17 protein-coding genes and 1 pseudogene are annotated in these 20,874 nt (G+C 47.1%); 12 read left to right on the forward strand and 6 right to left on the reverse strand.

Annotation, left to right across the window (positions count from 1 at the left end):
- Positions 1–7 precede the first annotated feature (7 nt).
- The 12 genes and pseudogenes from EXU85_RS15150 (at position 8) to EXU85_RS15205 (ending at position 14,264) form a co-directional block, all read left to right on the forward strand.
- Complete coding sequence (locus EXU85_RS15150) at positions 8–1,309, forward strand: DUF1080 domain-containing protein (RefSeq protein WP_142772898.1); 1,302 nt, start codon at positions 8–10, stop codon at positions 1,307–1,309.
- Positions 1,309–2,217 (forward strand): PmoA family protein, encoded by a 909-nt coding sequence (locus tag EXU85_RS15155; protein ID WP_142772899.1) that lies wholly within the window; start codon positions 1,309–1,311, stop codon positions 2,215–2,217. The genes EXU85_RS15150 and EXU85_RS15155 overlap by 1 nt, the downstream gene beginning before the upstream one ends.
- Positions 2,218–2,314: 97 nt before the next feature.
- A complete protein-coding gene (locus tag EXU85_RS15160) occupies positions 2,315–3,562 on the forward strand; it encodes a sugar MFS transporter (protein ID WP_142772900.1) in 1,248 nt (415 codons plus the stop codon).
- 69 nt (positions 3,563–3,631) lie between these two features.
- Entirely contained in the window at positions 3,632–4,756 is a 1,125-nt protein-coding gene (locus EXU85_RS15165) for a Gfo/Idh/MocA family protein (RefSeq protein WP_142772901.1), read from the forward strand.
- Positions 4,757–4,790: 34 nt separating this feature from the next.
- The gene (locus EXU85_RS15170) at positions 4,791–6,425 is read left to right on the forward strand and encodes an NADP-dependent glyceraldehyde-3-phosphate dehydrogenase (protein ID WP_142772902.1); all 1,635 of its coding nucleotides are present in this window, start codon (positions 4,791–4,793) and stop codon (positions 6,423–6,425) included.
- Positions 6,426–6,471: 46 nt separating this feature from the next.
- Entirely contained in the window at positions 6,472–7,968 is a 1,497-nt protein-coding gene (locus EXU85_RS15175) for a xylulokinase (RefSeq protein WP_142772903.1), read from the forward strand.
- A gap of 174 nt (positions 7,969–8,142) precedes the next feature.
- Positions 8,143–8,274, forward strand: a pseudogene (locus EXU85_RS35655) (fructose-6-phosphate aldolase); the annotation flags it as partial.
- Positions 8,271–9,128, forward strand: a complete 858-nt coding sequence (locus tag EXU85_RS15185; RefSeq protein ID WP_142772905.1) for a transketolase — start codon at positions 8,271–8,273, stop codon at positions 9,126–9,128. The pseudogene EXU85_RS35655 and the gene EXU85_RS15185, both read left to right, overlap by 4 nt.
- A 9-nt stretch (positions 9,129–9,137) precedes the next feature.
- Positions 9,138–10,106: a transketolase family protein gene (locus EXU85_RS15190; RefSeq protein ID WP_142772906.1), complete on the forward strand. Its 969-nt coding sequence runs from the start codon at positions 9,138–9,140 to the stop codon at positions 10,104–10,106.
- A 261-nt stretch (positions 10,107–10,367) separates the two neighbouring features.
- On the forward strand, positions 10,368–10,961 hold the full coding sequence (locus EXU85_RS15195) for an RNA polymerase sigma factor (protein ID WP_168207797.1): 594 nt from the start codon (positions 10,368–10,370) through the stop codon (positions 10,959–10,961).
- 352 nt (positions 10,962–11,313) lie between these two features.
- Positions 11,314–11,721, forward strand: coding sequence for a PadR family transcriptional regulator (locus EXU85_RS15200; protein ID WP_142772908.1), 408 nt, complete (start codon positions 11,314–11,316; stop codon positions 11,719–11,721).
- Between the two features lie 35 nt (positions 11,722–11,756).
- Positions 11,757–14,264, forward strand: coding sequence for a PspC domain-containing protein (locus EXU85_RS15205; RefSeq protein WP_142772909.1), 2,508 nt, complete (start codon positions 11,757–11,759; stop codon positions 14,262–14,264).
- Positions 14,265–14,352: 88 nt separating this feature from the next.
- Here EXU85_RS15205 and EXU85_RS15210 read toward each other — a convergent pair whose 3' ends face one another.
- From EXU85_RS15210 to EXU85_RS15235, 6 genes are all read right to left on the reverse strand, one after another.
- Positions 14,353–15,420, reverse strand: coding sequence for an AI-2E family transporter (locus EXU85_RS15210; protein ID WP_142772910.1), 1,068 nt, complete (start codon positions 15,418–15,420; stop codon positions 14,353–14,355).
- A gap of 181 nt (positions 15,421–15,601) precedes the next feature.
- Positions 15,602–16,984: an L-serine ammonia-lyase gene (locus EXU85_RS15215; protein WP_142772911.1), complete on the reverse strand. Its 1,383-nt coding sequence runs from the start codon at positions 16,982–16,984 to the stop codon at positions 15,602–15,604.
- Positions 16,985–17,057: 73 nt separating this feature from the next.
- Complete coding sequence (locus EXU85_RS15220) at positions 17,058–17,816, reverse strand: oxygenase MpaB family protein (RefSeq protein ID WP_142772912.1); 759 nt, start codon at positions 17,814–17,816, stop codon at positions 17,058–17,060.
- Between the two features lie 66 nt (positions 17,817–17,882).
- The gene (locus EXU85_RS15225; RefSeq protein WP_142772913.1) at positions 17,883–18,611 is read right to left on the reverse strand and encodes an OmpA family protein; all 729 of its coding nucleotides are present in this window, start codon (positions 18,609–18,611) and stop codon (positions 17,883–17,885) included.
- Between the two features lie 105 nt (positions 18,612–18,716).
- Positions 18,717–19,676, reverse strand: a complete 960-nt coding sequence (locus EXU85_RS15230) for a nitrilase family protein (protein WP_142772914.1) — start codon at positions 19,674–19,676, stop codon at positions 18,717–18,719.
- An 11-nt stretch (positions 19,677–19,687) separates the two neighbouring features.
- Positions 19,688–20,839 (reverse strand): hypothetical protein, encoded by a 1,152-nt coding sequence (locus EXU85_RS15235; RefSeq protein WP_142772915.1) that lies wholly within the window; start codon positions 20,837–20,839, stop codon positions 19,688–19,690.
- Positions 20,840–20,874 lie beyond the last annotated feature (35 nt).

Raw genomic sequence — 20,874 nt, forward strand, 5'->3', positions numbered from 1 at the left:
TCTGAGTATGAAAAAAATACTAAATCTAGTACTAATGCTGGTAAACCTGACCATGATAGGTTTACCAGCATTAGCGCAGAAGCCCGAAGGGGACTGGCAAATCCTGTTTAACGGGAAAGATTTCACCGGATGGAAGCACTTGAACGGCAATCACAAAGTGGAAGTAAAAGAAGGTATGATTGTCGGTACGGTGGTTCCGGGTGAACCTAACGGATTTCTGTGTACGGAACAGGAGTTCGGTGATTTTATTCTGGAACTGGATGTATCGATCGACACGACGATGAACAACTCCGGTATTCAGTTTCGGAGTTTGAGCAACCTTGATTACCTGAATTATCGGTTGCATGGGTATCAAATGGAAGTCGACCCCAAGCCGCAGCGGTGGAGTGGGAGCATCTACGACGAAGCTCGTCGTGGCTGGCTGTATACGACCGAGTTGAATGTATCGTCCAAAACTGCCTTTAAAAATAATGCCTGGAACCACTACCGCATTGAATGCTTCGGTACCAGTAACCGCACCTGGGTAAACGGCGTGCCGGTGTCACATTTGATTGATGACGAGACACTTAAGGGGATGATCGGTTTGCAGCTGCACAGCAATAACCCAAACGATCCGATTCCCCCCGGCAACCACCAGATCCGCTTTAAGAATATCAGGATCAAAACCAGTAACATCAAACCCTCGCCACCCGACGATATATTTATCGTGAACCTGATCCCCAATGATCTTTCAGCAGCGGAAAAACGAGCGGGATATCGTTCACTTTTTGATGGAAAAACGGCGCAGGGCCTCTCCGGAGCCGATAACTCAACATTTCCAAAATCGGATTGGGTGATAGAACAGGGTACACTGACGATTAAAGAGTCGAAACGGAAAGAGAAGAAAAGTGTGTTTCTGAAAAATCCCTATGCCGCTTTTGAATTGAAATTTGAATTCAGACTGGCAGAAGGAGCGGATAGTGGCGTAAAATACCTGTTGTCCAATCCAGAGGAAACTGCGGAGGGCCTCGAATTTCAAATTCAGGATGATATGCTGCCCGGTAACGTGCCCAGGGGAACAGATCTCACCGCGTTGGGCTCAGTGAAGGGGTTGGCGGAGTCGAAGCAAACGATTTTCTCAAAACGCCGGATCGGGCTGTGGAGCAATGCGATGATCCGCGTTTATCCTGACAACCGCGTCGAGCATTGGATCAACGGATTTAAAATGGCGGAGTACAAAGGCAAGTCGCATGATAAGGGGTTTATTATGTTGGAAAACAACGGATTATCGGTTTCGTACCGGAGTATTAAGATCAAAGAATTACGCTGATGCATATAGGTAGAGGGCTCGCCATTTTTGTTCTGATTATGTGCAGTATTGTTCCTGGTTTTGGGCAAAAGTCGAAAAAGAACAGCCTTGAAATCGTCATAGAATCAGATACTTCGTTTTCCATTTACAAAGGCAAGGTAAAGCAACTGGTCTTGACGCAAGTAGCCAAACCGACCGAGCGCCCCTATATTCATCCCATAATGGCACCCGATGGTCAAAGTCCGGTAACCGAGTTTCGTCCCAATCATCACCTTCACCAGACGGGCCTATTCTGGGGTCTTAAGCGAGTGAACGGACGGGATTACTTTATGAAGTGGAAAGGCGATTACTGGAAGCGCGTTTCGACCAAAATAACAAAAAGACAAGGGAAACAGGTTGCCTGGCAAACCGTCTATAACGTACTGGATTCAACGGGCCAAACGGCGCTAGTGGAAACGCAAAACTGGACGTTTCAGGAAGTCGACGGAAAATTTGTGCTCGATTTCGAATGGAAAGGTCAGGCCCAGACGGATGTTACGATGGGGAAATTTTACGTGGGTGGGCTGTTTATACGGATGCCTTGGACAAAGGACCTTGCCGGGGAAGTCATTAATGCGTCGGGTCAGATCAATAAGCAGGCCGAAGCACAAAAAAGCGATTGGCTGGATGTCGGTATTCAGCGGAAAGGCCGCTCCGACATGGCGCATTTCACCCTGCTTGACAACCCGCAAAACAACGCGTTTCCAACGCCCTGGCGGGTCGATAATGAATTCGGCGTTGGGCCTTCTCGCCAGATCATGGAAGACTGGAGCATAGCCAAAGGAGCCACCGAAACAATTCGTTACCGCATCCTGATTTATACGGGACTGATCAATCAAGCGCAAATCCGTGCTGTTGCCAAAGCCTATCAGCAGCGTTACGCACGTTAATTTTTTTAGTTTCATTAATGACCCGATGACCGGCACTATTACCCTTCAGAACGATTAAGCACAGCTGTTTTTAACACAACGAAATTTAAGGTTTTCTATGGAACACATAAACGTGAATAGGTCCCGGCTATTTCAAGCTAGCTGTTTTGCCCTGATTACGACGGCCTTTTCCTTCAGTATTCGCGCGGGTATATTACCCCAGTTAGGAAAAGAGTTTGGCTTAACTGCTGAGCAATTGGGGTTCATTAATTCCATGTTTTTTTTCGGATTCCCCATTTCCATGATTATTGGTGGCTTACTCTATCATAGCATGGGGCCTAAACGCATCATGCGCGTCGCGTTTGTAGCCCACACCATCGGTATTGTCTTAACCCTTTATGCAGAAGGCTATACCGGTCTACTGATCTCGACGTTTTTTATCGGTTTCGGCAATGGCTGCACGGAAGCGGCCTGCAACCCCATGATTGCCGATATGTTTTCCGGCACGCTGATGAACAAAATGCTGAATCGGTTTCACATGTGGTTTCCCGGCGGTATTGTCATCGGCAGCTTAATTTCCAAATTCATGACCGACGCAGGCCTTTCCTGGCAGGCTCAGATTTGGGTGATCATGATGCCTACGGTGCTGTATATTATCCTATTCGTTGGACAGGCCTTTCCTCAGCCTAAAGTGGAAGGGGCTACCTCATTGGCCCAGAATGCACGGGCTTTACTCACTCCTTTGTATCTGTTTATTTTCTGCTGCATGGCGTTAACGGCCATTACTGAATTTGGTCCCCAGCAGTGGGTGGGTTTGATCATGAGTAAGAGCGGGGCCAGTCCCATGCTCATTTTAGCGTTGGTAACGGGATTAATGGCCATCGGACGCTTTTTTGCTGGTCCGGTCGTTCATAAACTGGATCAAACCAGTATCCTGTTAGGTTCTTCTGTTTTTGCGTTGATTGGTATTTACTTGTTCAGTACCCAAACGGGATCTGCCGCTTATGTAGCCGCCATTTTTTTTGCCATTGGCGTTTGTTACTTCTGGCCCACCATGATTGGCTTTGTAGCCGACCATATTCCGCTCAGCGGAGCACTGGGTATGTCAATCGTTGGGGGTGTCGGTATGTTTTCAACGGCTATTTTTCAGCCCATCATCGGCCGATGGATCGATGGGGCACGGACCGAATTAGCCTCTGTGGACATGCGGGGAGAAAGTCTGGAATTAGCCGCCGGCCAAGCCACGCTCGCCAAAATGACGACCTTTCCTATTATCCTGATTATTGCCTTCACGATTCTCTGGTTTGTTATGCGGAACCGAAAAGCACGGGTAACAACGAAAGCCTTTGCCGCAACGGACTATTAGCCCTTTAGCTGAAGTTTTATTTACTCTTCACGTTTTTAAGCGCCTGACCTAAACAGGCATGAACTCATTATGTCAAGAAAATTGAATGTTGCCATCGTAGGATTAGGTTTTGGAGCCGAATTTATCCCCATTTATCAGCGTCATCCCAACGCGAATATGTACGCGATCTGCCAGCGAAATGTCCAAAAGCTACATGAGATCGGGGATGCCTACGGCATTGACAAACGCTATAGCAATTACGACGAGCTACTGGCGGATCCTGATGTTGACGCCGTTCATATTAACTCGCCCATTCCCAATCATGCCGAGCATAGTTTGAAAGCCTTACGAGCGGGCAAGCATGTGGCTTGCACAGTTCCTATGGCAACAACCGTCGACGAGTGTTTGGAAATTGTCCGGGTTACCAACGAAACGGGCAAAAAATACATGATGATGGAAACGGTGGTGTACAGCCGGGAGTTTCTGTTCGTCAAAGAGTTGTACGAGAAAGGAGAGCTGGGTAAGGTACAATTCCTAAAAGCCAGTCACCAGCAGGATATGGACGGCTGGCCTGACTACTGGCCGGGTTTACCGCCCATGCACTACGCTACGCACTGCGTTGGACCGGTAGCCGGTCTATTAAAACTGGAAGCCGAATACGTGTCCTGTTTTGGCTCAGGGACCATTCGAGAGGAACTGGCGAAGATTCACAACTCACCCTTTGCTGTTGAATCGGCGCATATCAAGTTCAAAAACAGTGATTTATCGGCTTATGTGTATCGCTCGCTGTTCGATGTAGCCCGGCAGTACCGGGAAAGCTTTGAGGTCTATGGCGACAAAAAGTCGTTTGAATGGCCTTTGATTGAAGATGAAAAGCCGGTTATTCACACGGCTAAAAAGCCAGAACCCGAAATTCCGGAGGAGGTTGTCGTTCCCGATTATGCCCACTACCTGCCCAGGGAAATTGCTGGATTTACGACAAAGGGAGTGTATGATGCCGATGATCAGCAACACCTGTCGTTTACTCAGGGCGGTGGTCATGGAGGTTCTCATCCGCACATGGTCCATGAGTTTTTATCCGCCATTATAGAAGACCGGGACCCCTTCCCGAATGCTAGCCAATCGGCAAACTGGACGAGTGTCGGCATTTTGGCCCACGAATCCGCCCTAAAAGGTGGCCAGTTGGTGCCCATCCCTGATTTCAGTGCTGTTTAATTCGTCTCATTGACGATCTAATCCTTTGGCAATTATGAACCCAAACGCATCCTTACTGGGTCTTTTCCCAGACGATAATGACATACCGGCTACGATACGTTTGTCGGCCCCAGTTCACCAAAATAAAATCCTGATTAATGGCGAGTTATTGCCGTGGGAGGGCCCCATTCAGCCCGTCTATTCGCCTATTTATACCCGGGAAAAGTCTGGAGAGCTAACGCTAATCCAGATTGGCAGTTACCCAATTGGAGGACCGGCCGAAGCCCAGTTGGCGTTGCAGTCTGCCGTTGCAGCTTTTGATTCCGGTAAAGGTGAATGGCCGTCGATGGCTGTCCATGAACGGATTAAGCGAATTTGGGTGCTTATTCAACACATGATTCGGCGCAAGGAGGATATTGTCAAGCTGATCGTATGGGAAATTGGCAAGACGGTAAAAGATGCTGACACGGAATTTGAGCGCACCATTGGGTATATACTCGACAGTATTAAAGCGCTAAAAAAATTAACGAATGAATCGTCGCAGTTTATCATCCAGCAGAATTTTATTGGGCAGGTAAAAAAAGTGCCTCATGGCGTCGTCCTATGCATGGGGCCTTTTAACTACCCACTGAATGAAACGTTTACGACCTTGATCCCAGCGCTACTTATGGGGAACACGGTCCTGTTTAAGCCCCCCAAACAGGGAACGCTTTTATTTGAACCAATTCTGGAAGCCTTCGCCGAAGCTTTTCCCAAAGGAGTGGTCAATACCGTTTATGGACGTGGCCGGGATATTGTGCCAACACTGATGCAATCGGGTAATGTGGACGTGCTGGCCCTGATTGGCTCGAGTAAAGTGGCTGACAGCTTAAAGAAAATGCACCCGAAATCAAACCGACTGAAATCCATTTTAGGATTAGATGCCAAAAACGCAGCCATCATTTTTTCAGATGCGGATATAGCCTTAGCTGTCAAAGAATGTGTAGCTGGCGCCTTGACGTATAATGGTCAGCGTTGTACGGCGCTTAAAATTTTATTTGTCCACGCTAGGGTTGTCCAGGAATTCAATAAGCGACTGATTGAGGAAGTGGATAAACTAGTGGTGGGTATGCCGTGGGAAAGTGGTGTGACAATTACGCCCCTAGCGGAACCAGATAAACCAGCGTATTTAGTAGGCTGCATTCAAGATGCGTTGGATCATGGGGCAACGGTTTTAAATAATGGACATGATCCGGAATTCGTAACCGGTTCGCTAATTAAGCCGACGGTTCTTTTTCCTGTCAATGACCAGATGATTATTTATCGGGACGAGCAATTTGGGCCTTTGGTTCCAGTGGTTCCATTTGAGGATTCTCAATTGCCCATTGACTACATAACACAGTCTCCATATGGTCAGCAGGTTAGTTTATTTAGCCAGGATCCAATTACGCTTAGCGTCATGATCGATAAGTTGACTGGCCAGGTTGGCCGGATTAATATCAATGCGCAGTGCCAGCGTAGCCCGGATTCATTCCCATTTTCTGGCCGTAAGGATTCGGCGGAGGGTACACTTTCGATCGTCGATGCACTGAATGCGTTTTCAGTTGATTCAGTTGTAGCGATGAAACAGACGACGCACAATGAGCAATTGCTGGAAGCCATGTTGGAACGGGATATGTCGAGTCGACTTTCCAATCGAGTGGTTTTTTAGAACAACTTCAATTGCAAACGTTAACTATTACTTTTTGCTCAAAGACATGCCCGCTTATCTACTTGGATATGACATCGGTAGTTCATCCGTAAAAGTTGCCCTGATCGAGGCAAAAACAGGCCGTTTGTTCGCTTCGGCCAGCAGCCCTGACCAGGAAATGACCATTCAGGCACCCCGATCAGGTTGGGGAGAGCAGCATCCTGACGTCTGGTGGCAGGAACTCGTTCGAGCTACGCACCGATTAAAAAAGGCTCATTCGTTCGAATCAGGCGATATAGTAGCCATCGGTATTGCTTACCAAATGCATGGTTTAGTAGCCGTAGACAAAGACCATAACGTACTTCGACCAGCTATTATCTGGTGCGATAGCCGGGCCGTTGCCATTGGTGAGCAAGCCCTACACGATTTAGGTGAAGCCTATTGCCTGGATACTCTTCTCAATTCGCCAGGAAACTTTACGGCCTCCAAACTACGATGGGTAAAAGAGCACGAACCGGCTGTGTATGAGAAAATCCACAAAATCATGTTGCCCGGCGACTATATCGCCCTACGCCTAACGGGCGAAATACAAACAACCGCTTCGGGCTTATCGGAGGGAATCCTCTGGGATTTTAAGAATAACCAGGTCGCTCATCATCTGCTCGATTATTTTGGCCTTGATGAGTCCCTGCTGTCGGAGGTTGTTCCCACGTTTGGTTATCAGGCTGGAATGAGTGCTCAGGCGGCTGAAATACTAGGTCTCAAGTCGGGTACACCTGTTACCTACCGCGCTGGTGATCAGCCCAATAATGCGTTTTCGCTGAATGTGCTGCGATCCAGCGAAGTAGCCGCAACGGCTGGTACATCGGGGGTTGTTTACGGAATTACAAAGGAGATATCGCCCGATCAGGTGGGACGTATAAACACCTTCGTTCACGTAAATAACCAGCCTGAAAATCCCCATTTGGGGGTACTAGCCTGCGTTAACGGAACAGGCATTCTTAATAGCTGGTTACGCCGATTGGTTGGCAATCTTCCCTATAACGAATTGAATAGCCTGGCTGCTCAGGCCCCAATTGGGGCCGATAATCTTTATTTTTTTCCTTTCGGGAACGGTGCTGAACGCATTCTGGGCAATGCGAATCCCGGTGCTAATCTGAAAAATTTAAGCCTATTGACTCACCAGATTGAGCACGTCGTCAGAGCCGCTCAGGAGGGAATTGTATTCGCGCTGACGATGGGTTTGCACATTATGGAATCTGTGGGTGTATCGGCAAAGGTTGTACGGGCGGGGCAGGCTAATATGTTTCTGAGCCCAGTGTTTCGGGAAGCTTTCGTGAACACAACGGGCGCAACGCTGGAATTATACAATACCGACGGGGCGCAAGGAGCGGCTCGGGGTGCAGGCATTGGTGCAGGTGTTTACGCTACGTTCGATGAGGCCTTTGCCTCGCTGGAACGGGTTAGTCTGACCGAACCTGATCCCAATTTACAAACCGCGTATACCGAAGCTTTCAATCGATGGCATTCGCAACTACAACGAACCGAATTAAGCAACGTATAACACTACTTAAAGCTCATGTCAACGATCACATTAGGCGATCAGGAATACGTCAAAGGTATTGGTACCATTGCCGACGAAGGCCCTAAATCCAAAAATTCGTTAACGTTTAAATGGTATAAGCCCGAGTTAGTCGTAGGTGGAAAAACCTTGCGCGAGCAACTTGGCTTTGCCATTAGTAAATGCGCTGAAATCGGAGCTGATGTCATGATGAGCCCCTTGAGTGTTATCACCGCCCTATTGAACCATCCACTAACCAATAGTGGGCTCGCCAAATTCTTAAGTGACCATAAAACCGCAAACGCATGAAAACGGATGAATTACAAAAAGTAGCTTCTCAAGTGCGTCGGGACATTGTTCGAATGGTGCATGGGGTAGCATCAGGCCATCCTGGTGGATCGCTGGGTTGCACCGATTTACTGGTAGGTCTCTATTTTCAGGCGATGAAGTTGAAAACAGATGAAGCAGACTTAGTCGTGTTTGATATGGGAGGGACGGGGGAGGATATGTTCTTTCTATCCAACGGCCATATTTCGCCTGTACTATACTCCGTACTGGCACACCGAGGTTACTTTCCAGTGAGCGAATTGGCGACGTTTCGCAAACTGGATTCCCGCCTTCAGGGACATCCGGCAACAGCAGAACATTTGCCGGGTATCCGAATTGCTTCCGGATCATTAGGCCAAGGGCTTTCGGCTGCTGCAGGGGCCGCTTTCGGCAAAAAAATACGAAAAGATTCGCATCTGGTGTACTGCCTGATGGGCGATGGCGAACAGCAGGAAGGTCAAATATGGGAAGCGGCCACTTTTATTCCCCATAAGAAACTAGACAACCTGATTGCAATCATTGATTATAACGGTCAGCAGATCGATGGCCCAACAGATGTAGTATTAAATAACCTTGACTTGGGTGCTAAGTACGAAGCTTTTGGCTGGAAAGTATTGCATATGGATGGCAATAAGATGGAAGAAATTGTCGCCACACTGGCTAAAGCTAAACAGGCAAGTGGTCATGGTATTCCCGTGTGTATTATCATGAAAACGGAAATGGGGCAGGGAGTTGATTTTATGATGCATACTCACAAATGGCACGGAACCGCTCCCAACAATGAGCAACTTGCGAATGCCTTAGCACAACTGGAAGAAACCCTCGGCGATTATTAACGGACTATCATGAACACCTATACGTTTACCGAAAAAAAAGACACGCGTTCCGGCTTTGGCGCAGGCATGGCAGAACTGGGGCGGACCAATCCCGATGTAGTTGCTTTGTGCGCTGATCTGGTCGCTTCGCTGAAACTGGACATGTTCATTAAAGAAAATCCAGATCGTTTCATTCAGTGCGGTATTGCTGAAGCAAACATGATTGGCGTAGCGGCAGGTCTGACCCTGAGTGGGTTGATCCCATTTGCTACGACATTTGCCAATTTTGGATCAAGTCGGGTCTATGATCAGATACGTCAGGCAGTGGCTTACTCGAATAAGAATGTCAAAATCTGTGTATCACATGCGGGTTTGACGTTGGGTGAAGACGGCGCTACGCACCAAATTCTGGAAGACATCGGCATGATGAAATCACTACCCGGGATGACAGTCATTAACCCCTGTGATTTCAACCAGACCAAAGCTGCTACCATAGCGATTGCTGAATACCAGGGGCCTGTCTATCTACGATTTGGACGCCCCGTTGTACCAAACTTTACGCCCGAAGATCAGCCATTTGAAATCGGGAAAGCCGTGCTATTGAATGATGGCGCTGACGTATCCATTTTCGCCACCGGGCATCTGGTATGGCAAGCCTTAGAAGCGGAAAAAACTCTGGCTGAACAAGGAGTCAATGCCGAGATTATAAACATCCACACCATCAAACCATTGGATAAAGAAGCAATTCTTCAGTCCGTTTACAAAACAGGGTGCGCCGTAACCGCCGAAGAGCATCAGATGAACGGGGGGCTAGGCGACAGCGTAGCACAGGTGTTATCATTAAACCACCCTGCACCGCTGGAAATGGTGGCGGTGAACGATTCATTCGGGGAGAGCGGTACGCCTGAACAACTCATGGAAAAATACGGTCTGACAGCCGCTTCAATTGTTGCCAAGGCCTTGGCGGTCATTCAACGAAAAGGCCTTGTTTATGTTTGATTTTTTAGGGGCATCGGGCTAATATGAGAAGTGTTATAGAATTCAGATTTAGAATTATCTATAGGTCGGAATAAGGGGGCATTTATTGTTTTTATCATAGGTTGGTAGTTAGAAACGGGATAAGATTCTGTCTTATCCCGTTCTTCAATTCATAATCGAGCTCTTTATTGGTCATGGCTACTTCATTGCACTATTTTGTTTTTAAATTGTGATTTTGTACTTTTTGTTTAGTAATTTTGGTTATTGCTGATACCTATAACTTTGGAACAGAGCCTGCCGTTAGATCATGTACTTTGGGATGCAATCCGAGAGGGTGACAAAGCGTCATTAGGCGAATTGTATGAACGCTATTATCGGCTCTTATATCGGTATGGCACCAGACTGATTTCCGATTCAGACCTGGTGGAGGATACGATCCAGGATGTATTTATTACCATTTGGAATAACCGACAAAAGCTAGCTATTGTCAAGAATATTAAAGCCTATCTATTTACAATACTTCGAAGAGGTATTCATCAGAAATCGAAAAAAGATGAATTTATCTCAGATATTGGTACGACACCTGATCTGGCATATCCAGAAGGGAAGGGTAATTATGAGGATGTAGAGTATGAGCAGTGGCTTGTCGAGAAATTAAGCATTGTCTTAAAAAGTTTACCCCAGCGCCAGATGGATGTCATCCTTTTGCGCTACTATGAAAATTTCCAGACATCCGAAATTGCCACAATCATGGGCATTACGGAGAAGTCGGTTCGCAATACACTTTATAAAGCACTTACACAACTACGAATATACATTCAGCCTTTAGATTTTATACTCTTTATTTTCCTGGTACTTCAGACCCTGAAATACTAACATTGGCTGTTTTGTGTCTAAAATTTAGTTGTCTTGCCCTGGAATCATTCGGGCGTTTTTCTGAACGGTTCCCGGCTTGACCAGTCCTGAATTTTGTTGACACTAATTAACATCATCAACTGATCGCCCTAATACGGGTAGTTTAGAATTTTTTCCCATTCCCTAAATATATATATATCACATACTTGGGGAATCGCCCATTTACTGCGTGAATTCACAAATTCACATTTCCATTCATCCCCAAATTTTGCCACTAATACCAGATTTAAGGCAAAAAATAACAGGTACCTTGCATCACATAGTACCTTTTTGTACCTTTGGAATATGAAATTCACGAAACCAGTCTATTCCAATGAATATTGAAAACGCTCAGGTGCAAATGCGGAAGGGCATTCTGGAGTTCTGCATCTTGCACATCATATCGCGGGGCGAAATCTATGCCTCCGATATGCTCGACGAGCTGACCTCCGCCCGAATCATGGTTGTGGAAGGTACTTTGTACCCCCTGCTAACCCGTTTGAAAAATGCCGGTTTGCTCGATTATAAATGGGTAGAGTCTACATCCGGGCCACCACGTAAATACTATATTCTGACCGATCTTGGTCGCAATTCCTTAGAAGCCCTGAACGAAACCTGGCAGGAACTTGCTGAGTCCGTTAATGCGATTGTCGGGAAGATTGAGCAACACAAAAAACTCACAAATGGCGCCGTGTCTGTTTCACCATCGCCAGATCCAACCACTCCTCCAACCAACGCTTAACCTATTCTTTTCTAAAACCGAATCGTCGGACTGCAATGAAAAAGACCATAAGCATAAATATTAGTGGCGTCATCTTTCATATAGAAGAGGATGGCTACGACAAACTGAAAAATTACCTGACAACCGTACAACAGTACTTTTCGACCTACGAAGACAGTCAGGAAATTGTAACAGATATCGAAAATCGAATCGCTGAAAAATTGCTGGCTAAATTGAAATCGGCCGACAAACAGGCTGTTTCGCTTGAAGATGTCAACGAACTCATTGCCGCAATGGGCACCATAGCCGACTTTGAGGCCGTAGAGGAGGAAGAAGTTTTAGTGACCACCGGTGGCCGTAATTCTGCATCGGGTACGGGACAGGGCGCACGGAGTACGGGCGCATCAAACCCTGTTCCAGGCACCCTGCCAAACGCCCCTAACACATCGCATGAACCGCGTCGACTCGTGCGTGACGTGCGCCGGAAAACCCTGGGCGGTGTATGTGCCGGATTAGCTCATTACTTCAATGTGGATGTGGTATGGATACGGCTTATTTTCCTGGTTCTCTTTCTGGCAATGCCGCCATTAGGACATGAATTTGGGGCTGGCGTATCAAGCTTTACGTTCATTATCTACATTGCTATGTGGATTGCACTTCCTGGTGTTACTACGATTGAGGATGACAAAACGGTAAAAAAGTTTTTCCGTAATCCCGAAGACAAAGTGCTAGGGGGCGTTGCATCGGGTATTGCTGCTTATTTTGGGGTTGATACGGGAATTATCCGTCTATTGTTTGTACTAGGTATTGTGTTCTTTGGCGTTGGGTTCCTGCTCTACGTTGTGCTATGGATGATTGCGCCCCAGGCCAATACACTTACCGAAAAAATGGAGATGCAGGGGCAACCCATTACGCTTTCTAACATTGAACATAGCATTAAGCAGAACCTGAATATCAACGAAACCGTCCACAATGAAAGCACATTAACACGCCTACTGCTGTTCCCGTTTCGGGCTATTGCTACCATTATTGGTGGGCTGGGTAGCGCGCTTGGGCCGTTGTTAAATGGAGTTGTGTCGTTGATTCGGGTTTTTGCCGGGGTAATTATGTTAATTCTGGCCTTTGCCGGAATGATTGTTTGCCTGGCATTTCTGGGAGCGGCAATTGGTATCGGAACAGGTAACGCATTCACGGGTAGCGATTTCCCGATCGAAATGTTTCGTCACGATATTTCTGCACCCATGGTGCTGGCTGGTGTTTTAGTGGGCCTGATCCCTGCGTTTGGTTTAGCTATTCTGGGTATTATGCTAATTACCATGAAGAGCGTATTAAGCAGCCGTACTTCTTTAACATTGGCTGGCGTTTGGTTGGTTAGTCTGGTGGTTTTCGCCGGAACAGCCACGCCACTGATCTCGAGTTTCCAACGTCGGGGAACGGTTGAAGAAACGAAAGTGCTGAATGTACCAGCGGCTATTCCAACCTTCGCCATGAATGAGGTGGAAAATGACGATAACTGGCGTCCCTCAATTGATGTAAAAGGTTACGATGGCACAAGTATAAACCTGGTGCAGTATTTCAGGTCACAGGGACGCAGCCGGGCCGATGCACAAACTAATGCTCGCCAGATTAAGTATGCGTACACGATTAAAGATTCGACCGTACGTTTCAATGAAACCCTGGAACTGGCTCCCAATGCTCGTTTCCGGGGACAAGATCTGGATATTGACTTACTGGTGCCTTACGAAAAGCCGTTTCGAATGACCCGTGATTTCGCCCGCTTTATCCGGAATGAATTTGGTGAGAAAGAGTTTGATCGGATGGCGTCCAGCATCTGGAAATTCACGAAAGACGATGGGTTGGTTTGTATCAACTACCCACGTGAGAAAGACCAGGATGATGATAGTGAAGACAACGACGTTACTGACCTCACCGATGACGTACAGAGTGCCGTTGCCAGCGAATTAGGGGATGACTTCGATCATATCGGCGATCATACCCGTCAATTTAACGTCAGCGATTTCTCGAAAGTAGATATTGGTGGCGCGTTTGTAGTCCGTTTCCGGAAAGGAACAACTTACAAAGTGGTGGCCGACGGACGTGAGAAGGACCTGGACGATGTGAACGTGAAGGTGACAGGCAACAAACTGGAAGTATCCGTTGACCGAAACGGCTTGTTCGATTGGAGCAACCGAAAACGGATTGGCCTTACAATTACAGTTCCGTCTATTGAGGAATTGAAACTTTCAGGCGCATCAAAAGCTAGTCTGGTCGAATTCGGAAATTTCAAGAGTTTGAACATCGACATGAGCGGTGCCTGCCGGACCGTCTTCGACGGATCGGTTGAGAAACTTAACCTCGAATTATCGGGTGCGTCGAATGCCGTGCTGCGTGGCCATGCAAACCAACTGGAAGCTGACCTCAGTGGAGCCAGCAAAATTGAAGCAACTAACATGGACGTAACCAAAGCCTCTGTGGATGCAAGTGGAGCCAGTCACGCTAACTTTGGGCACGTTGGTTCAATCGAATCTGAAACCTCTGGTGCCAGTAAAGTTACGCGGCAGTAAATTAGTTGAGAATGAACAATGGATAATGTAGAATGGATAATGAGCAAAGAAGATTCTGACTCATTACCCATTCTACATTATCCATTATTCATTTACGTTTTTCGGCGGCTTCTTCCACCTTCTCTTCTGCCAAAGCCACTTCTTTCTCCTGCTTTTTGTTTTCGCGTTCGAAAACCTTAATGAGCACGATGAAGTAGGAGAGGAGTAAAGGGCCAACTACCAGGCCAAGAATGCCGAAAATTGGTACGCCCAAAACAATACCTGCCAGCGTAACGAGCGGGTGAATATCGCCCATGCGTTTGGCTAGCATAATGCGGAGTAGATTATCGATATTGATGATCACGATTACGCCAACGATGAGAATCCCTGCTCCCTGTCCCGTATTGCCCTGCGAAAGTTGAATCAGTCCGGCGGGGCCCCAAACAAGGGGCGTACCGAGTACAGGAATGAAGGCCATGAAAAAGGCAACCGTTCCCCAGAATAGCGAATCAGGTACACCAAAAATCCACAACGTTAGCCCGGTTAATACACCCTGAACCAAACTAACCAGTGCCTGTCCTAGTACATTGGCATTGACATTGTTTTTGAGCGATTCGCCTAGCTCCTTTTGAGTATCCCGTTTAAAGGGCAGGTATTTCTGAAGCCCTTTTTGAAAGCTCTCCTGCTGCACAAACATGAAATACAAGGTAAACAACATAAGGCCCAGTATGACAATGAAATCCAGTGCTCCCCCTGCCAGTGAGGGAAGAAGTTTACTCGCATAGGAACCACCCTGCCGTAAAACAGCCTGGATGTTTTGCTGACTGGTAATCTTATAGCCGGTAAGTTCTTCTGCTTTTTTGACTAAATTCAGAATATCTTCGGTGTGCTGAGAATAGTATTGAATCCGGTCGATGAGCAGTAAACTCAATGTCAAAAAAGGCATTATAATAACAACCACCGAAAACACAATCAGAAGCGAGGTGACCAGCGAGCGATTCCAGTTTCGTTTGATAGCAAGCGCTGTAAACCACGGACGGAAGACCACGTACAGAATGCCTGCACCCAGAAAAGCCGATATGTAGCCACTCAGGCCAAATAAAATAAAGCCTGCAATCACGATCAGGCTTGTTATTAATAATACGCGTTGTTGCTGGGGCGTATAAATATTGGTCATAAGTCAAATCAATGCACTGTTAATGTACACATTTTATTAAAAACGCATTAAACAGCCTGAAATGTTTTAAAAAAGGAGGAGGGGGAGAAAAGGGACGAGAGGGAGGAAGGTAAAAAAAGGCAGCAAGTGTCCTCATTTTTCCTTTCCTCCCTCTCGTCCCTTTTCTCCCCCTCCTCCTTTTTTAACATTCTGTTGCACTCAAAGCCAATCCAGCTTCTGATGTTTCTTTGTATTTTGTAGACATATCGCGCCCGGTGGCTTTCATGACTTTGATAACCGCATCGAGCGAGATTTTCTGGAACGAAGCTGCCCCCGAAGTTGCCAGTAGAAAAGCGTTGTACGCTTTCACTGCACCCATTGCATTGCGTTCGATACACGGGATCTGGACGTAACCGCCAATGGGATCGCAGGTCATACCGAGGTGATGCTCAATACCGATTTCAGCAGCAGCTTCTATGGGGCCAATGTCGCCTGAGGGTTGGGCGCAGCGCGTCAGGAAAGCCGCTCCCATGGCTGAAGCAGTCCCAATTTCGCCCATGCAGCCCATTTCGGCACCGGAGATACTGGCATTATGTTTCACTAAAAAACCAATGGCCGCAGCGGCAAACATACCCGCCCGCAACGTTGTCCGATCGTAATGGAAGTGGTGTTTGGCCAAGTAAGTCAACCCAGGAATCACACCCGAAGCACCTGATGTTGGAGCCGTGACAACAATGCCTCCGGCGGCATTTTCTTCCGAAGCCGCCAAACAATAAGCATTTAGGAAAATCAGGAAGCTGTCTGACGACTGGCTCATTCCTTTCGCCTGCTGGAACAGAATAGGGGCTTTACGACTCAGTTTGATAGAGCCTGGTAGAATACCCTTGTGTTTAAGCCCCCGCCGAACAGCCTTATGCATGAAATCCAGAATCTGATCCAGTCGTTGATTGATTTCGGCGCGACTTCGGCCGGTTAAAGCCATTTCGTTTGCCATCAACAACTCGTCCAGCGATATGTTGTCGGTTTTGAGATGGGTTTTCAACTCAGCCATTGTTGCATAGGGGTAGGGGACCGATAGACTGCCGGGCGCTACTTCTGGCTCACCTTTTCGTATGATAAATCCACCCCCAATAGAATAGTATTCTTCTGAAAACAGGGTTTGATTGTCGGCCGCGAGCCGTAATACCATCGTATTATGGTAAGGAGAGTCGTATCGGACGCGTTCGAAATGAATATGCTGAGGCCCAACCTCAATAACGTGGTCTCCAACAGGAACAGCGTATTTTATTGATGGATCGCGCAATAGTTTTAGTAAAGCAACGGGGTCTGTGGTTTCTGGCTGCCAGCCTAATAATCCAGCCACTACCGCCCGATCGGTACCGTGCCCTTTGCCCGTGGCGCTCAATGAGCCATAGAGATGAACATGGACAGAGTCAGCCTGTTGATGAACATCGGTTGGTAAATGAGCTAGCCGTTGCCGAAAATCGAACGCGGCTTTCATTGGGCCAATTGTATGCGAACTCGACGGCCCCGGTCCGACCTTAAACAGATCAAAGACTGAGGTTGTAATAGGGGTTGTTGGCATGTTGATGAAGAAGGTTTGCAGGCTGATGGCGTAAGGCTGGAGCCTTGCGCCATCGATCCATCAATTAATTAAATCACTTGTCCAAACCCCGAATCTGATCCAAATACTCGGTTGGAAGCAGTACCCGTTGAACAACCGATCGAAGTCCAATGGCATTCAATACGCTATATAAACCAATTGAATAGGTAAGGAGCGGTTTTTTAGGAAGATCCAGCAACTCGCTTACCTGTTTTGGTACGAGTATGCCCTGCACTTGCCGAAGTAAATCGTATCGCCAGTTCCCCAGTGCTTCCTGATATCGCCGGAACAATTTATCCGTAAACTCACTATGAACCAAATCTCGGCTCAAGTGAACATCCCGATCAATGCGCCAATCAGTGTAGGTAGTTGGTAAATTGGGTACGCCCATACCTCGGCCAACTTCCTGAAACGTCGTAAATAATTCTTCCCGTTCTGGGTTGGTGAGTGGCCGCTTCAGCGTTTCATAGGCTCGTTCGGAGTAGTCGATGAGCATGTAGAGCACATCCCGGTAGGCCCAGTCTGGAATTTGATACCCTCGCTTTTGCTCAATACCCACATGAATGGCCCCCATCCGGGCAACGGCTTGCCGTGCTTTGTCATCCGGCAGAAAAACGATTTCCTGTGCGTAACGAACGGTAGAAAACAGGCGACCAATAGGATCGGCGGGTAATTTGCCGGTATAAAAAAGCCAGTCAACGGCCCGGTTGAGGGCGAACTCAGCCGCCGATCCGGCAAAGACTAACAGAATAACATCGGCATTCCCCCAAATCTCGCGAACGATGGAGCCAGGTTTAACGAAATAGGTTGTCATTGATGATCAGAAAATGGTCAGAAGTAGTCTGGGTATTGTTAAGTCCTGATAGTACCCAGACAAATCTTACATCGCTAATACAACGAATTCAACGCGTCGGTTCTTTCGTTTGTTTTCTTCTGAATCGTTTGGAGCAGCTGGCTTAGCATCGCCATAGCCGTTGTGATGCAGCCGTTTTTCCGCGATGCCGTTACGGACGAGGTAATTAGTAATTATTTTAGCCCGGTTCTCGGATAGGGCCTTGTTCAGTCGCTTATCGCCAACATTGTCAGTATGACCTGCTATTTCGATGACCAGATTGGGCGTTGTGGTCAACGTTTTTATGAGCTTGTTCAACTGAGGATACGACTCCGGGCGTAACACATAACTGCTTTGATCAAAATACACATTGTCAAGCCGGAATGCCTGATTAACCTGCAAATTTCGGAATATACTGTCGGCCTTTGGGTCTTCTTTTTCGAGCCGGACAACATAGCCATAATCGGTACAGGTGTCGCAGGAAACAACCATTAACTCTTCGGCTTCGTAGTAACCGGGTGCACTGGCTATTACATTCAGAGTGTCAGTACGAGTCAACACAAAGGCAAATGGTTTGCCGTCTGGCTGGCTCTTACCTACGAATTTCTTGTTGGCCTGCTTTGCCTGAATCGTAAATTGTGCAGCTACCTCTGCCGATGTCTTATCGTCTACCGCTGAGATGGTAAACAGTGTTTTCTGTGATTTAACAAGGGTTGACGGCTGACCAACGCAAAAAAGGGGTAAGCAGCACAGCCACAGATAACGAACTATAGTCATTAGCTTACTGGATCGGGGCTTGAGAAAATACCATATAAATGATGGTTGGCAAATCTCGTACCAAAACAGGAGGCTAACTGAACAGGCTCTGGAATTTAGTAAGTGCTAAATCGATGATTTCTCTGTTAACCAGACAACCTTTTGTTCAGGCTGGTGAGCCTGACCAATAATATCCCGGTAAAGTTCTGGTCGCCTTGCTTTGATATACCGATGGCCTCCTGCCTGTGTCAGTTTTTCTGGCGTTAGAGTAGCTGTTACAAAATCGTCGCCCAGTGTTCGACATTCGGCTAAAACATCGCCAAAGGGGTCAATAATCATTGAGCATCCATTTTTCAGTTGATCGTCATCCATGCCGATTGGGTTTGAGAAAACGGCATAAATTCCGTTGTCGTAGGCCCTTGCCGGAAGCCACTTCATGAGCCAGCCACGGCCTTTCATTCCCTCAAATTCGAGCCGTAATGAAGTTGGATCAGATTCCCGGTTCTCCCAAAGCTTAGGATCGACAAAACCAGCTCCCGGTCGGGTAGAGGGGGTGCACATGGTTACGTGGGGCATGAAAATTACGTTAGCACCCAAAAGCCGGGTAGCGCGTACATTTTCGATGACGTTATTATCGTAGCAAATTAAAATGCCACATGTCCAGCCGTAGAGGTCAAAGACACAATACGCATTACCTGGGGTCAGGTGGGGATTTATAAAGGGATGCAGTTTACGGTATTTGGCAACCAACCCATTTTTATCGACGCACACATATGCCTTAAATAAATTGTCGTCTTCGTCTTTCTCAAAAAGACCAGCTAGAACGGCAATATCATAGGCTCGAGCTATTTCGATCAATCTGGCAATGCTCGGCCCATCTGGAATAAACTCTGCCAGGTCCAGCATTTGTTCTTTTGACAGATGTCGGGCAAACGTATAACCCGTAATCGAGCACTCATGAAAGGCCACTACATTCGACCCTTGCTCGGCCGCTTTACGTGAAATGGTATCGATAACGGAAAGGTTATACGCTTTATCGCCACTTCTATTTTCAAATTGAGCCGTCGAGATTTTAAGATTGTTCATTTGGTATCTAGTTATTTATAATATCCCCAAACTTCTCTACTCGCCGTGATCGGGGTTGTAACAACGTAAGGCACAACAACTTCTTCCAGTAGCTGGCGTCCACCGAGTCGATCATCAGGTAAACGATTGATTGGAACATGTGCACCCGACTTTTCCTTTGTATTGGCATACGTGAAAGCAACTGGCAATGCGTATTTACCGTTAAAAGCCGGATCGACGGTGGCGAGCATTTCCAGTGCATTTTTCACCTCCGACGTGAAGCCGAAGCCAACATTATCGGGGCTTAGAATCACCACATTTTTGATTGCCCCCTGCGAATCAACGTCAAATCCTGCGTACACACGCCCATAGATTCCCTGTTTTCCAACCCCGCCTGGGTACGTAATTTTTGCTTGAAGCGTACGTTTGAACAGTTCTTCCTTACTTAAATGTGCCAGGCTTTTTCGGTCTGCAACTGTCAGCGAATCATAGACATTGATGACGTCGATAATATCGTTCGGTGTAAGTTGGCGGGAAGGTATTTTTGGTTCAAGTGCTGCTGCCTGGTCGGCAAAGGCATCCAGAAGCAGTTTTTTGGATAGGTTGACGAGCCTGGGTTCGCCTTCCCCTTTCTGGATATAATACTTCGTTTTGGTGCGATAGATACCCTGAATATTTAAATCCTTATAATAACGCGTCTTAATTTCTTCGGCGCCGTTCCTGGGCTCTATCTGATTGTTTAAGCTCATCCAAAGCTTGGTTGGCCCCGTATGCACGATTGAAAAATACGTTCGATAGGCTAACCCGGCTATACTATTCTGTAGCCGAACGAAGGTCGTATTATTAATGGTAAATCGTTCGGGGGTAATGACTTTCACGGCCGAATCTCCTGCAAACCGACACAACACGTCACTTGTGACCAGGTTGTAAGCCAGTTGGCAATCCAGTTCCTTGCCTGATTGATCCAGTTGAACTTTACCTTCCTGCCAGACAGGAAAGGTGAAAAACGGACTTCCCAAAAAAGTTACCTTGTTGTAGGAGGCTGTAGCCGTGGTTTGCCTGGCCGCATACGCATCGCTAGTTGTGAAAATTTGACCTTTTTCGTCCTGATAAACAGTAATTTGCCCGTGCGCTTTTACTGTAACTAGTAATAAGGTAAAAAGTAATAGGTTGAGCGGCTTCATAGTAGTCGGTATTGGAAAACAAAAAGTGAATAGAA

The sequence above is a fragment of the Spirosoma sp. KCTC 42546 genome, from assembly GCF_006965485.1.
Classification (GTDB): domain Bacteria; phylum Bacteroidota; class Bacteroidia; order Cytophagales; family Spirosomataceae; genus Spirosoma.

What these genes read in the sequence shown, in the direction of transcription:
- EXU85_RS15150 (WP_142772898.1), top strand. Translation starts at nt 8, where the DNA reads ATGAAAAAAATACTAAATCTAGTACTAATGCTGGTAAACCTGACCATG.
- EXU85_RS15155 (WP_142772899.1), top strand. Translation starts at nt 1,309, where the DNA reads ATGCATATAGGTAGAGGGCTCGCCATTTTTGTTCTGATTATGTGCAGT.
- EXU85_RS15160 (WP_142772900.1), top strand. Translation starts at nt 2,315, where the DNA reads ATGGAACACATAAACGTGAATAGGTCCCGGCTATTTCAAGCTAGCTGT.
- EXU85_RS15165 (WP_142772901.1), top strand. Translation starts at nt 3,632, where the DNA reads ATGTCAAGAAAATTGAATGTTGCCATCGTAGGATTAGGTTTTGGAGCC.
- EXU85_RS15170 (WP_142772902.1), top strand. Translation starts at nt 4,791, where the DNA reads ATGAACCCAAACGCATCCTTACTGGGTCTTTTCCCAGACGATAATGAC.
- EXU85_RS15175 (WP_142772903.1), top strand. Translation starts at nt 6,472, where the DNA reads ATGCCCGCTTATCTACTTGGATATGACATCGGTAGTTCATCCGTAAAA.
- EXU85_RS15185 (WP_142772905.1), top strand. Translation starts at nt 8,271, where the DNA reads ATGAAAACGGATGAATTACAAAAAGTAGCTTCTCAAGTGCGTCGGGAC.
- EXU85_RS15190 (WP_142772906.1), top strand. Translation starts at nt 9,138, where the DNA reads ATGAACACCTATACGTTTACCGAAAAAAAAGACACGCGTTCCGGCTTT.
- EXU85_RS15200 (WP_142772908.1), top strand. Translation starts at nt 11,314, where the DNA reads ATGAATATTGAAAACGCTCAGGTGCAAATGCGGAAGGGCATTCTGGAG.
- EXU85_RS15205 (WP_142772909.1), top strand. Translation starts at nt 11,757, where the DNA reads ATGAAAAAGACCATAAGCATAAATATTAGTGGCGTCATCTTTCATATA.
- EXU85_RS15210 (WP_142772910.1), bottom strand. Translation starts at nt 15,420, where the DNA reads ATGACCAATATTTATACGCCCCAGCAACAACGCGTATTATTAATAACA.
- EXU85_RS15215 (WP_142772911.1), bottom strand. Translation starts at nt 16,984, where the DNA reads ATGCCAACAACCCCTATTACAACCTCAGTCTTTGATCTGTTTAAGGTC.
- EXU85_RS15220 (WP_142772912.1), bottom strand. Translation starts at nt 17,816, where the DNA reads ATGACAACCTATTTCGTTAAACCTGGCTCCATCGTTCGCGAGATTTGG.
- EXU85_RS15225 (WP_142772913.1), bottom strand. Translation starts at nt 18,611, where the DNA reads ATGACTATAGTTCGTTATCTGTGGCTGTGCTGCTTACCCCTTTTTTGC.
- EXU85_RS15230 (WP_142772914.1), bottom strand. Translation starts at nt 19,676, where the DNA reads ATGAACAATCTTAAAATCTCGACGGCTCAATTTGAAAATAGAAGTGGC.
- EXU85_RS15235 (WP_142772915.1), bottom strand. Translation starts at nt 20,839, where the DNA reads ATGAAGCCGCTCAACCTATTACTTTTTACCTTATTACTAGTTACAGTA.